We start from the raw sequence: 11,990 nt of genomic DNA on the forward strand, positions 1-11,990 counted from the left end.
TGACCAGATGGGTGCGGCCGGCGCGGCCCTGACGCCCTTCGAAGTTGCGGTTGCTGGTGGAGGCGCAGCGCTCTCCCGGTTGCAGCCGGTCGTTGTTCATCGCCAGACACATGGAGCAGCCGGGCAGGCGCCACTCAAAACCGGCCTCGATGAAGATCTTGTCCAGACCCTCGGCTTCGGCCTGCGCCTTCACCTGCTCGGAACCCGGCACCACCAGCGCCTGCACGCCAGCGGCTACCTTGCGACCGCGAGCGATGGCGGCGGCAGCGCGCAGATCCTCGATGCGGCTGTTGGTGCATGAACCGATGAATACCTTGTCGATGGCAACGTCGGAGAGCTTCTGGCCTGGCTGCAAATCCATGTAGGCGAGCGCCTTGCGGGCGGACTGCTGCTCCATCAGATCGCTGAAGGATTCCGGTGCCGGAATCGGCTCATTGACGGCAATCACCTGGCCCGGGTTGGTACCCCAGGTGACCTGCGGGGCGATATCGGCGGCATCCAGCACTACTTCGGCATCGAAACGGGCACCTTCATCGCTCTTGAGGCTCTGCCAGTAGGCGATGGCCTGCTCCAGTACCTCGCCCTTGGGGGCAAACTCCTTGCCACGAATGTAGTCGATGGTGGTCTGGTCGGGAGCGATCATACCCGCCTTGGCGCCCAGCTCGATGGCCATGTTGCACACCGTCATCCGCCCTTCCATGGAGAGGCTCGCAATGGCATCGCCAGCGAACTCCACCACGTAGCCGGTACCACCGGCGTGGCCGACCTTGCCGATAATGGCCAGTACCACGTCCTTGGCACTGATGCCCTCGGCCAGCTTGCCGTTGACCGAAATGCGCATGGTCTTGGCGCGGCCCTGTTTCAGGGTCTGGGTCGCCATCACATGTTCCACTTCGGAAGTGCCGATGCCAAACGCCAGCGAGCCGAAGGCGCCGTGAGTGGCGGTGTGGGAGTCGCCGCAGACGATGGTGGTGCCGGGCAAGGTGATGCCGAGCTCGGGGCCCATCACATGGACGATCCCCTGATATTTGTGGTTGAGATCGTAGAGGCGAACCCCGAACTCCTTGCAGTTGTCGGCCAACGTCTCCATCTGGATGCGGGCCATCTCGCCGGAGGCGGCGATGTCCTTGGTGGTGGTGGAGACGTTGTGATCCATGGTGGCCCAGGTCAGGTCCGGGCGGCGCAGCTGGCGATTCATGGCGCGCAGGCCGTCGAATGCCTGCGGGCTGGTCACTTCATGCACCAGATGGCGGTCGATGTAGATGAGGGGGGTCTCCCCTTCCACTTCCCGTACCACGTGGGCGTCGAATACTTTCTGATAGAGGGTCTTGGCCATTGCTTCTCTCTTCCTTGTTCTCTGTTATGCGGCTCAGATCCGGGCGGCGATCTGGCTACCCATCTCGGACGTGCTCTGCACCGGGTGGCGGGCGCTGGCCTGATGCAGGTCGGCGGTGAAGTAACCCTCGGCCAGGGTCTGGGCCACGGCCTGCTCGATGGCCTGGGCGGCAGCCTCCATCCCTAAGCTGTAACGCAGCATCAGGGCGGCGGAGAGGACCTGGGCAATGGGATTCGCAATACCCTTGCCGGCGATATCCGGGGCCGAACCACCGGCCGGTTCGAACAGGCCGAAACCCGATTCGTTGAGGCTGGCAGAGGGGAGCAGGCCCATGGAGCCGGTGATCATGGCGCACTCGTCGGAGAGGATGTCACCGAACAGGTTGGAGCAAAGCAGCACGTCGAACTGGGAGGGATCCTTGATGAGCTGCATGGTGGCGTTGTCGATATACATATGGTTGAGGGTTACGTCCGGATAGGACTTGGCGACTTGCGTCACCACCTCGCGCCACAGAATGGAGGAGGCGAGCACGTTGGCCTTGTCGATGGAGGTGACCTTGCCACGGCGCACACGAGCCGACTCAAAGGCAATCTTGGCGATGCGCTCAATCTCGAAGCGATGGTATACCTCGGTATCGAACGCCTTCTCGTTCGCCCCTTCTCCCTCGCGCCCCTTGGGTTGGCCGAAGTAGATGCCACCGGTCAGCTCGCGCACGCAGGCGATGTCAAAACCGCGATCCGAGATGTCGGCACGCAGGGGCGAGAACTGCTCGAGGCCGGTGTAGATACGGGCCGGACGCAGGTTGCAGAACAGCTTGAAGTGGGCGCGCAGGGGCAGCAGGGCACCGCGCTCCGGCTGATCGTTGGGGGGCAGATGTTCCCATTTCGGGCCGCCTACCGAGCCAAACAGCACGGCATCGGCCGCTTCACAACCTTTGATCGTGCTTTGCGGCAGCGGGGTGCCGTGGTTGTCGATGGCGATGCCGCCCACGTCATGGTGATCATACTCGAAGGCGAGGCCGAACCTGGCCTGCACCTTCTCCAGCACCTTGACGGCCTCGGCCATCACTTCCGGGCCAATGCCGTCACCCGGCAATACTGCGATCCGATAACTGCTCATACACTCTCCATCCTGATATTGTCTTTGAGATCCCTCTGCCCGGTTTTACCAACGCCGCGCGCGGTTGCCGGTTCAGACGTTCCCCGTCCTGATGTTGTCATTCCATGCCGTCTGTGTGGCTGCGAGTCCTGCTCAGACGGTTTCTGATTTGATGCTGTTATTGCGTTCCATCTGCTCGGCTACCTGATCGGCGCGCCAGATGCTGTTGATCACATGGAGCAGGGCATGGGCCGAGGATTCGATGATGTCGGTGGCCAGTCCCATGCCGTGGAATTTGCGCCCCTTGTACTCGGCGACGATATCGACCTGACCGAGGGCATCTTCCCCTTCGCCCTTGCTCTTGAGGGCATATTTGTCGATGCGGATCTCATAGCCGGTGATGCGGTTGATGCACTGGTAGACCGCATCCACCGGGCCATTGCCGGTGGCCGCTTCACAGATCAGATCCTGTCCCACCTTCAATTTGACCGAGGCGGTGGCCAGCACCGAGCTGCCGCTCTGTACCCCGAGGTACTCCAGCTTGAAGTGCTCCGGCTCTTCGTGGATCTGGCTGAAGAAGGCCAGCGCTTCGAGGTCGTAGTCGAATACCTGCCCCTTCTTGTCGGCCAGGGTCAGGAACTTGCCGTAGAGGTGGTCGAGGTCGTAGCTGCTCTCGGCGTAGCCCATGGACTCCATCCGGTGCTTGATGACGTGGCGGCCGGAGCGGGAGGTCATGTTGAGGTTGTTCTGAGTCAGGCCGATGCTCTCGGGAGTGATGATTTCGTAGGTATTTTTCGCCTTGAGTACTCCATCCTGATGGATGCCGGAGCTGTGGGAAAAGGCGTTGGCCCCGACGATCGCCTTGTTGGGCTGCACCGGCATATTGCACAGCTGGCTGACGAGGGTGCTGGTGCGATGAATTTCGTTGTGGCGGATATTGGTTTGCACCCCGAGCAGGTCGGCGCGGGTTTTGAGGATCATCGCCACCTCTTCCAGCGAGCAGTTGCCCGCCCGTTCACCGATGCCGTTGATGGTGCACTCGATCTGGCGGGCTCCCATCTGCACCGCGCCGATGGAGTTGGCCACCGAGAGCCCCAGATCATCGTGGCAGTGGACCGAGATGATCGCCTTGTCGATGTTGGGGACCCGGTTGAACAGGGTGTGGATGATGCCGGAGAACTCGGTTGGTACCGTGTAGCCCACGGTATCCGGGATATTGATGGTGCGGGCGCCGGCCCTGATGGCGGCCTCCACCATGCGGCAGAGATTATCGATCGGCGTGCGGCCTGCATCCTCGCAGGAGAACTCCACATCATCGGTGTAGCGCAGGGCGTGCTTGATGGCGCCGACCCCCATCTCCAGCACATCCTCGAAGCTCTTTTTCAGCTTGCTCTCCACATGGATGGAGGAGGTGGAGATAAAGGTGTGGATGCGAAACGCCTCGGCGACCCGCAAGGCTTCGCCGGCGGCGTCGATATCCTTGGGCAGGGCGCGGGCGAGGGCGCAGACCCGGCTGTTTTTGATGTGGCGGGCGATGGTCTGCACCGATTGAAAATCGCCGGGAGAAGAGACCGGGAAGCCCACCTCCATGACGTCGACACCGAGCCGCTCCAGTGCCTGGGCGATCTGCAGCTTCTCCTTGACTGTCAAACTGGCCGCCAGGGCCTGCTCACCATCACGCAAGGTGGTGTCGAATATGATGACCCGATCTGACATGTGACTTCCCTCTTCCTAAGTTCGGTAACGTGCATCCTGCGGCGGCATAAAAAAACCCGTGCAGGGTGCACGGGTTTTTGTAAATTCCGGCTATGCCTTAGCCCGGCTACAAGGATCCCGCGCGAGTTAACGCGATTAGGGAGATTAGTAGTAGCGGGGTGGCGATACGCATGACGTTGTTATTCCTTCCAGTCGATAACGCTTTTACCAATATCGAGATTTTTATGCTGTGTCAACACGGAAGGTCAGGGGCAATCTGCTGACGTATTTAATCGGATTGTAAAGGATTGCAAATTTCCTTGTCCCATATTCGGCCCATGACCGATTATCTGGTCATTCCTGCTGTGCTCTATTCTCTGCACAACCAGATCGACTTATCAGCATTGGCTGAATTATCTGAGGTGTTAAATGGAAAAACGTAGACCTGGTCGTCCGGTCGGACGTTCTGACATTCGTGACAAGTTGCTTGCTGCCGCCCGTGAGCGTTTTCTCAATACTCCCTATAGCAAGGTGACTACACGCGAAATCGCGGAGCTTGCTGGCTCTAATCTGGCAATGATCCACTACTACTTCGGCAGTAAAGAGGGTCTTTACAAAGCGGTGTTGGGCGATGTCGCCGAGCCCCTCGACCATGCCTGGCAAGATGAACACAGCAATCACAGCCTCAACGAGCTGCTCAACACCTACTATCAGGTGATGGCGCCCAACAGCGAGCTGACCTCTGCCATCTCCAGCGCATTGTCGACCGAGAAGAGCCCGGGCCGGGATTTTGTGCTGAACCGCCTGCTGGAACGTCAGCTGCCGCAGTTCGATGCCCTGCTGGAAACCATGAAGTCCAACGGCGAGCTGGGTGACAACCTGGATCCCGACATGCTGAAGATCTCCTTCCTCAGCATGATGTGGCAGCCATTCGTGATGAAAGATCTCTACGAGCAGGTGTTTGGCCTGAAAGTGGATGAGCACTTCATGGCCCGTCTGGCGGACCACAACTGCCGTCTGATGGAGACCGGTCTGCGCGGCAGCCACTGATTTTGCCGCAACATCGAGATTAAAAAGGGCCATTCGGCCCTTTTTTCATAAATCTGTTATCCCTTGTTCAACGTAACGTCATCCCGCTTTCTTACTCTGCAAGCAGAATTCAGGGAAGGAGGGGATATGAACAAGATCCAGCAATGGGACCTGCAGGTGTGCCGGGTCTGCCTGCTTCACGGCTACAACCGGCAGCAGGCGAGGGTGAGTCGTCTCATTTCCCGCACCGGCGATGGCCCGCTTTACGCTGTGCTGGCCGCCCTGCTCTGGTGGCAGGGGGAGGCAGAGCGGGAGCTGGTGCGACTAGCGCTACTTGCCTTCGCTATCGAACTGCCCCTCTATCTGCTGCTGAAAAACAGCCTGAAACGGCAACGGCCGGTCGGCTTGCCGGTCTTTATCACTCCTTCCGATCGTTACAGCCTCCCCTCCGGTCACACCGCTGCCGCTTTTCTGATGGCTACCATACTGGCCACCGGCTTTCCGCTCTGGGCACCCCTGCTGTTTGGCTGGGCGGCGCTGGTGGGAGCATCCCGGCTGCTGCTCGGGGTACACTACCTGAGTGATTTGGTAGCCGGTGTCCTGCTGGGGGGCGGTTGCGCCGTGCTGGCGCTCAGCTGGAGCCACTCATGAGGATACTGTTTGGGGTGCAAGGCACCGGCAACGGTCATATCAGTCGCAGTCGTACCCTGGCGCGGGCGCTGCACACGGCAGGGGTCGAGGTGGATTATCTCTTTAGCGGCCGCCCCGCCGACCGCTACTTCGACATGGAGGAGTTCGGCGCCTACCGCGCCTTTCCCGGCCTCACTTTTGTCAGTCACGAGGGGCGAGTTTCTCCGTGGCGCACCCTGCAAGCCGCCTCGCCGCTCACCTTCTGGCGGGATCTGCGGTCTCTCGATTGCAGCGAATACGATCTGGTGGTGAGCGATTTTGAGCCGCTGACCGCCCACGCTGCCCGCCGCTATGGCAAGCCGAGCCTCACCGTCAGCCATCAGGCCAGCTTCAACTGGCCCATCCCGCGCTGGGGGGAGGATGGGGTCAGCCGTCAGCTGATGCGCCACTTTGCTCCGGTGGATCAGCCGCTCGGGCTGCACTGGTTTCACTTCGGTCACCCCTTGCTGCCACCGGTGATCGACCCTATCGCCGCTTCGCCGGATAACGGCGAGATCCTGGTCTATCTGCCGTTCGAGCAGACCGAGGCGATCGCCGCCCTGTTGTCGCGCTTTGGTCAGCAGCGCTTCGTCTGCTTTCACCCCGCCATTCGCACCCCTAGCCAATGGCGCAACCTGCGCTTCGAACCGCCATCGCGGCACGGATTTATCGCCGTGCTGGCCGGTTGTCGCGGCGTCATCTCCAACGCGGGTTTCGAGCTGGCTTCCGAGGCGCTCACCCTTGGCAAGAAGCTGCTGGTCAAGCCCCTCGGCGGCCAGTTCGAACAGCTGACCAATGGCAAGACTCTGGAGATGATGGGGCTGGCGACCCTGATGGATGTGCTCGACGCCAATCTGGTGCGTACCTGGCTCGACAGCGCCTCGCCGGGGGCTGTCTGTTACCCCGATGTAGCGGGGGAGCTGGCCCGCTGGCTGGCGGCGGGCGCTGACGAGAGCGTGGCCTCTCTGTCGCGGCGGCTCTGGGCTCGCACTCTGTTTCCGGAGGAGGTGAGTGATCGTCTGAGCGAGCTGGATGGGGGCGACTGTTTATCCAGTTGCTGGTTATCGCAAGTGAGCGTTGTTGACTAGACTGAAAGGCGATCCCACCAAGGAGAGGACGGAGCAAATGCGCTTTACCAATGAAAACGGCGAAGTCATGAACCTGGCTGACAATCTCACCCTGCACGAGTTGCTCGATATGGGTGTCAGCATTTCGGTCAGTGAAGAGACCGATCCGGATCAGCAGATCTGGTTGGCGGAGCCGGATCAGGAGAACTGAGTCATCATTCGGCATCAAGCCCATCGCTGAGCGGTGGGCTTTTTTGTGGCTGTTTTTCCCCTCAGCGGAATGATCCGCTGGCCATTCCCCGACTTCCTTCCCTTTTGTCTCATGGTCGCTACGGCAAGTCATTGAATGTTAATAGCCGGTTGAAATGTATGACTGTTCTGGTCAGATAAAGCCGTGGACAAGCGTTATGAAGCGGGTTAAGTTGGTTTTTCACCCTATTTTCGGGTGAATGACGGAAAAATCCTTTTTTTCTACTGTCGACGGGGCTGAATTGGACCGATCTGCATTCAGATAACAACAAGAAACGGATCGGGCCGTGCCGGGAAGCACGGCATCGTCGGCGGGATTCGCTAAACGGAGCAAAGCCTGGAGGGCTTTATCATGGAGATGTTATCAGGCGCCCAGATGGTGGTTAGAGCGCTGGAAGATCAGGGAGTTGAGCACGTCTTCGGCTACCCTGGTGGCTCAGTGCTCGACATCTATGACGCTCTCTTCGAAAACGGCAAGATGGAGCATGTCTTGGTGCGGCACGAGCAAGCCGCGGTTCACATGGCTGACGGTTACGCCCGTTCCACCGGCAAGGTGGGGACTGTGCTGGTAACGTCAGGCCCGGGAGCGACCAACTGCATTACCGGTATTGCCACCGCCTATATGGATTCCATTCCGCTGGTGATCCTCTCCGGTCAGGTGCCGACCAGCATGATCGGTGAGGATGCGTTCCAGGAGACCGACATGATCGGTATCTCCCGCCCGGTGGTGAAGCACAGCTTCCTGTGCAAGAAGGCGAGCGATATTCCCGAGGCCATCAAGAAGGCCTACTACATCGCCGCCAGCGGCCGCCCGGGGCCGGTGGTGGTGGATCTGCCCAAAGATGTGCAGAACCCGAAAGAGAAATTCCCCTACCAGTATCCCGAGACGGTCTCCCTGCGCTCCTACAACCCGACCAAATCCGGTCACAAGGGCCAGATCAAGCGGGCAGCCAAGCTGCTGGTGGATGCCCAGCGCCCGGTGATGTATGTGGGCGGTGGCGCCATCAACGCCAATGCGGACCATCTGGTGACCAAACTGGCGGAGCTGCTGAACCTGCCGGTGACCACCACCCTGATGGGACTGGGGGCTTTCTCCGGTGTTCATCCGCAATTTATCGGTATGCTGGGGATGCACGGCACCTTCGAAGCCAACAAAACCATGCACAACGCGGATCTCATCTTCGCCGTCGGTGCCCGCTTCGATGACCGCGTCACCAACAACGTGGCCAAGTTCTGCCCCAATGCGACCGTGGTTCATATCGATATCGACCCCACCTCCATCTCCAAGACGGTGCAGGCCCATGTGCCCATCGTCGGCTCGGTGGAAACTGTGCTGGAGCAGATGCTGGAAGTGATCCGCGAGTGTGGCTTCGATAACGACAAGGAGGCGCTGGCGGACTGGTGGAACCAGATCAACCAGTGGCGCTCCCGTCACTGTCTGGCCTACGAAAAGTCGGCTACCCAGATCAAGCCGCAACAGGTGATCGAGACCCTCTACAAGGTGACTCAGGGTCAGGCGTTCGTCGCCTCCGACGTCGGCCAGCACCAGATGTTTGCTGCCCTCTACTACCCGTTTGCCAAACCGCGCCAGTGGATTAACTCCGGTGGCCTCGGCACCATGGGCTTTGGCATTCCGGCCGCCATGGGGGCCCAGTTTGCCAACCCGGATGCGGTGGTCTGCTGCGTCACCGGCGATGGCTCGGTGCAGATGAACATTCAGGAGCTCTCGACCTGCATGCAGTACGGGGTGCCCATCAAGATCATCTCCATCAACAACCGTGCGCTGGGCATGGTCAAGCAGTGGCAGAAGATGTTCTACGGCGGTCGTCACAGCCACTCCTACATGGAGTCCCTGCCGGACTTCGTCAAACTGGCGGAAGCCTACGGCCACGTCGGTATCGCGGTGAGCGATCCGGCGGAGCTGGAGAGCGCCATGGAGAAGGCCTTCGCCATGAAGGATCGGCTGGTGTTCATGGATATCTCGGTCGACCCGGATGAGCACGTCTATCCGATGCAGATCAAGTTTGGCGCCATGGACGAGATGTGGCTGAGCAAGACGGAGAGAACCTGACGATGGAACATATTATTTCGGTCGTGCTCAAGGAGCTCAAGTTTGGTTCCATCAAGGACGAGATGTGGCTGAGCAAGGCGGGGGAAATATCATGAGACACATCATTTCAGTACTGCTGGAGAACGAATCCGGCGCCCTGAGCCGGGTGGTGGGTCTCTTCTCCCAGCGCGGCTACAACATCGAGACCCTGACGGTGGCGCCGACCGAGGATCCCACCCTGTCGCGCATGACCATAGTCACCATGGGTGACGAGCGGGTGCTGGAGCAGATCCAGAAGCAGCTGCACAAACTGGTGGATGTGCTCAAGGTGTGCGACCTGAGCGAAGGGGAGCATATCGAGCGGGAGATCGCGCTGGTCAAGGCGCGCGCCGCCGGTGGAGCCCGTGACGAGCTGAAACGGCTGGCGGATATTTTCCGTGGCCAGATTGTCGACGTCACCCCCGAGCAGTACACGGTACAGCTGGTGGGTACCAGCGAGAAGCTGGATGCCTTTATCAAGACTGCCGCCCAGACCAACGAGATCATCGAAGTGGTGCGCTCCGGCGTCTGCGGCATCTCGCGGGCGGACAAGGCGTTGCGGCCCTGATGGCTGGCGGGACAGCTGATGATGCGTCAGCTTCCGCAGAGTGAAAGTAAAGAGGGCTCTGCGGAGCCCTCTTTGTTTGGTTTTGCTTTACGAGGGTAGGGATGATGTTCGGTATTCATGATCTTGCTCTGTTTATGGTCTCGGGCTTGCTGCTCAATATCATGCCGGGGCCGGACTCCCTGCTGGTCATGCTGCACAGCGGCTCGCAAGGGTGGCGTGCCGGTTCGGTTGCGACGTTGGGTATCGGCACAGGTGTCATGGTGCATGTGCTGGCGGCGGCCCTCGGTCTGTCGGCCCTGCTCAGCGCCTCGGCCGAGTTGTTTGCCCTTATCAAGCTGGCTGGTGCCATCTACCTCATCTATCTGGGGTTCTCTCTGCTGCGCCAGCAAGCAACGGGTTCCATGGAGAGAGGGATCACCTTGCCCGCCCTATCCTATGGCCAGATTTACCGGCAGGGGATGCTGACTAATGTGCTCAACCCCAAGGTGGCGCTCTTTTTCCTCGCCTTCGTGCCCCAGTTCATCGCGCCGGATGCCCCCGACAAGGCGCCCGCATTTATCCTGCTTGGTTGCATCTTCAACCTGGGCGGCATCATCTGGTGTCACTTGCTGGTCTTTACCACCGTCTATGCCAGTCACAAAGTACGGCTGTCACTGCGTCTTGGCCGCTGGCTCAACCGGGGCATCGGCACCCTGTTTGTCGGGCTCGGGATCAAGCTGGCTCTTTCAAGCCGCTAACTGGCGGCCAGGAGACGTTCAAGAAGGGATCTGACGCACAGGGTCGAGTCGAGAGCATGGCCCAAGCAGTTCGCCGTGACAATGCAACAAAAGGGGCTTGCAACTGCAGGCCCCTTTTCGTTGGTTGTTTCATCCGCATAGAGGCGTTTGCAGTGGGCAGCTAGCGTGCCGGTTTCAGCGTGCGACTGCGCAGCAGCAGGGGCAGTTGGTAGAGCACCAGGGCGCCGAGCACCAGTCCGGCACCGGCCAGTTTGGCGCCACCGAGCGGTTCGCTATAGAAGAGGGTGCTCAGCAGCAGAGTCCAGACCGGTTCCAGCAGCATCATCAGGGCGGCGTGGGCGGTGGTCATCTTGCTCAATGCATGGGTGAGCAGCCAGTAGCGCAATGTGGTGGCGATCAAGACGCTCGCCACAAACCAGCCCCAGATGCCGTGGCTGACTCCAGCCTCGGGCCACTGTTCGGTCAGCAGGGAGAGCAGGGTGCCGAGCAGGCCGGTCATCGCCAGCTGGATGCAGGTGAGCCAGGTGGGGGCAATGGATTGGGCGAAGTGGCGATGGACGGCAAGCTGGATACCGAGGGTGGTGGCCGCCGCCAGAAACCAGAACAGCGAGAGCGACACGCCCCAGTGGGTACTGCTGGAGAGCAGCAGCAAACCGGCGATGGCGATGGGCAGGGTGAGCCAGTAGTGGCGGCCGGGCTTGGCCCGAAAGGCTCCCCATGCGGCCAGCGGGGCCATCAGGGTGGCGACGCTCATGATAAAGGCGCCGCTGCCCAGCGCATCGCTCTGGCTGATGGCGGTGACCCACAGCAGCAGGCTGGCACCGAGCAATGTGCCGCAACCGGCAGCGCGCACCAGTTGGGCGCGAGTCGGCGGCGGTTCACGCAACCAAGCCAAGGGGAGCAACAGCAGTGCCGCCAGCAGGAAGCGGCTGCCGATAAAGGCGGCAGGGGGCAGTTCGCGGATCGCCTCTTTCGAGAAGAGCCAGCCGGCGGCGGCCAGCAGGGTGACCAGTACCATCAGCAGCAGGGGAGTGCGGTTCATCGGGGTCGTCATGGTGAAATGGATGGGAGAGCATAAAGGAAAGGCGCCAGGTATTGCTACCTGGCGCCTTTCGCATCAGCCTTGAACCGCCGTCGCGGCTCGCGGCCAGCAATCAGTTCATGCCGTAACGCTTGAGCTTCTTGCGCAGGGTGCCACGGTTGATACCCATCATCACGGCAGCGCGAGTCTGGTTACCACGGGTGTACTGCATGATCACGTCCAGCATCGGCGCTTCGACTTCGGAGAGAACCATATCGTACAGATCAATCACTTCCTGACCGTTCAACTGGGCCAGGTAGTTACGCAGGGCCTGTTGCACAGAGTCACGCAGGGGGCGCTGGGTCGGCTCGGCAGCGTGATTGTGAGTAGTTGTTACCAATGCATCAGAAGTCAGGGTTTGTTCGAACATAT

12 protein-coding genes are annotated in these 11,990 nt (G+C 60.3%); 7 read left to right on the forward strand and 5 right to left on the reverse strand.

From position 1 onward, the window contains the following. From leuC to leuA, 3 genes are all read right to left on the reverse strand, one after another. Positions 1–1,336, reverse strand: a 1,336-nt coding sequence (gene leuC / locus AACR14_RS02460) for a 3-isopropylmalate dehydratase large subunit (RefSeq protein ID WP_019445008.1), incomplete at its 3' end; no start/stop codon positions are given. Positions 1,337–1,369: 33 nt separating this feature from the next. Further along, positions 1,370–2,455 (reverse strand): 3-isopropylmalate dehydrogenase, encoded by a 1,086-nt coding sequence (gene leuB, locus AACR14_RS02465; RefSeq protein ID WP_019445009.1) that lies wholly within the window; start codon positions 2,453–2,455, stop codon positions 1,370–1,372. A gap of 132 nt (positions 2,456–2,587) precedes the next feature. After that, positions 2,588–4,150, reverse strand: a complete 1,563-nt coding sequence (gene leuA, locus AACR14_RS02470; RefSeq protein WP_019445010.1) for a 2-isopropylmalate synthase — start codon at positions 4,148–4,150, stop codon at positions 2,588–2,590. 408 nt (positions 4,151–4,558) lie between these two features. Between leuA and AACR14_RS02475 the strand changes: the two genes are divergently transcribed. From AACR14_RS02475 to AACR14_RS02505, 7 genes are all read left to right on the forward strand, one after another. After that, on the forward strand, positions 4,559–5,179 hold the full coding sequence (locus AACR14_RS02475; protein ID WP_005349170.1) for a TetR/AcrR family transcriptional regulator: 621 nt from the start codon (positions 4,559–4,561) through the stop codon (positions 5,177–5,179). Positions 5,180–5,305: 126 nt separating this feature from the next. Then, positions 5,306–5,809 (forward strand): phosphatase PAP2 family protein, encoded by a 504-nt coding sequence (locus tag AACR14_RS02480; protein ID WP_019445011.1) that lies wholly within the window; start codon positions 5,306–5,308, stop codon positions 5,807–5,809. Next, positions 5,806–6,915, forward strand: a complete 1,110-nt coding sequence (locus tag AACR14_RS02485; RefSeq protein WP_019445012.1) for an MJ1255/VC2487 family glycosyltransferase — start codon at positions 5,806–5,808, stop codon at positions 6,913–6,915. The genes AACR14_RS02480 and AACR14_RS02485 overlap by 4 nt, the downstream gene beginning before the upstream one ends. Positions 6,916–6,952: 37 nt before the next feature. Next, positions 6,953–7,105 carry a hypothetical protein gene (locus tag AACR14_RS02490; protein ID WP_005339147.1) on the forward strand — a complete coding sequence of 51 codons (153 nt, stop codon included), beginning with the start codon at positions 6,953–6,955 and terminating at the stop codon, positions 7,103–7,105. Positions 7,106–7,495: 390 nt separating this feature from the next. Continuing rightward, positions 7,496–9,214: an acetolactate synthase 3 large subunit gene (locus tag AACR14_RS02495; protein WP_019445013.1), complete on the forward strand. Its 1,719-nt coding sequence runs from the start codon at positions 7,496–7,498 to the stop codon at positions 9,212–9,214. 91 nt (positions 9,215–9,305) lie between these two features. Then, complete coding sequence (gene ilvN / locus AACR14_RS02500; RefSeq protein ID WP_005311605.1) at positions 9,306–9,800, forward strand: acetolactate synthase small subunit; 495 nt, start codon at positions 9,306–9,308, stop codon at positions 9,798–9,800. 104 nt (positions 9,801–9,904) lie between these two features. Next, positions 9,905–10,537: a LysE family translocator gene (locus tag AACR14_RS02505; protein WP_019445014.1), complete on the forward strand. Its 633-nt coding sequence runs from the start codon at positions 9,905–9,907 to the stop codon at positions 10,535–10,537. 160 nt (positions 10,538–10,697) lie between these two features. Here AACR14_RS02505 and AACR14_RS02510 read toward each other — a convergent pair whose 3' ends face one another. Both AACR14_RS02510 and fis read right to left on the reverse strand, forming a co-directional pair. Continuing rightward, on the reverse strand, positions 10,698–11,579 hold the full coding sequence (locus AACR14_RS02510; RefSeq protein ID WP_019445015.1) for a DMT family transporter: 882 nt from the start codon (positions 11,577–11,579) through the stop codon (positions 10,698–10,700). Positions 11,580–11,691: 112 nt separating this feature from the next. Next, positions 11,692–11,988, reverse strand: coding sequence for a DNA-binding transcriptional regulator Fis (gene fis / locus AACR14_RS02515; protein ID WP_005309538.1), 297 nt, complete (start codon positions 11,986–11,988; stop codon positions 11,692–11,694). Between the last annotated feature and the right edge of the window lie 2 nt (positions 11,989–11,990).

The sequence above is a fragment of the Aeromonas sp. 159 genome, from assembly GCF_963862045.1.
Taxonomy (GTDB): domain Bacteria; phylum Pseudomonadota; class Gammaproteobacteria; order Enterobacterales; family Aeromonadaceae; genus Aeromonas; species Aeromonas veronii.

Excerpts from the sequence above, each read along its gene's own strand:
- AACR14_RS02480 (WP_019445011.1), top strand. The coding sequence starts at position 5,306 with ATGAACAAGATCCAGCAATGGGACCTGCAGGTGTGCCGGGTCTGCCTG.
- AACR14_RS02495 (WP_019445013.1), top strand. The coding sequence starts at position 7,496 with ATGGAGATGTTATCAGGCGCCCAGATGGTGGTTAGAGCGCTGGAAGAT.
- AACR14_RS02490 (WP_005339147.1), top strand. The coding sequence starts at position 6,953 with ATGCGCTTTACCAATGAAAACGGCGAAGTCATGAACCTGGCTGACAAT.
- fis (WP_005309538.1), bottom strand. The coding sequence starts at position 11,988 with ATGTTCGAACAAACCCTGACTTCTGATGCATTGGTAACAACTACTCAC.
- leuA (WP_019445010.1), bottom strand. The coding sequence starts at position 4,150 with ATGTCAGATCGGGTCATCATATTCGACACCACCTTGCGTGATGGTGAG.
- AACR14_RS02475 (WP_005349170.1), top strand. The coding sequence starts at position 4,559 with ATGGAAAAACGTAGACCTGGTCGTCCGGTCGGACGTTCTGACATTCGT.
- leuB (WP_019445009.1), bottom strand. The coding sequence starts at position 2,455 with ATGAGCAGTTATCGGATCGCAGTATTGCCGGGTGACGGCATTGGCCCG.
- AACR14_RS02510 (WP_019445015.1), bottom strand. The coding sequence starts at position 11,579 with ATGAACCGCACTCCCCTGCTGCTGATGGTACTGGTCACCCTGCTGGCC.
- AACR14_RS02485 (WP_019445012.1), top strand. The coding sequence starts at position 5,806 with ATGAGGATACTGTTTGGGGTGCAAGGCACCGGCAACGGTCATATCAGT.
- AACR14_RS02505 (WP_019445014.1), top strand. The coding sequence starts at position 9,905 with ATGTTCGGTATTCATGATCTTGCTCTGTTTATGGTCTCGGGCTTGCTG.
- ilvN (WP_005311605.1), top strand. The coding sequence starts at position 9,306 with ATGAGACACATCATTTCAGTACTGCTGGAGAACGAATCCGGCGCCCTG.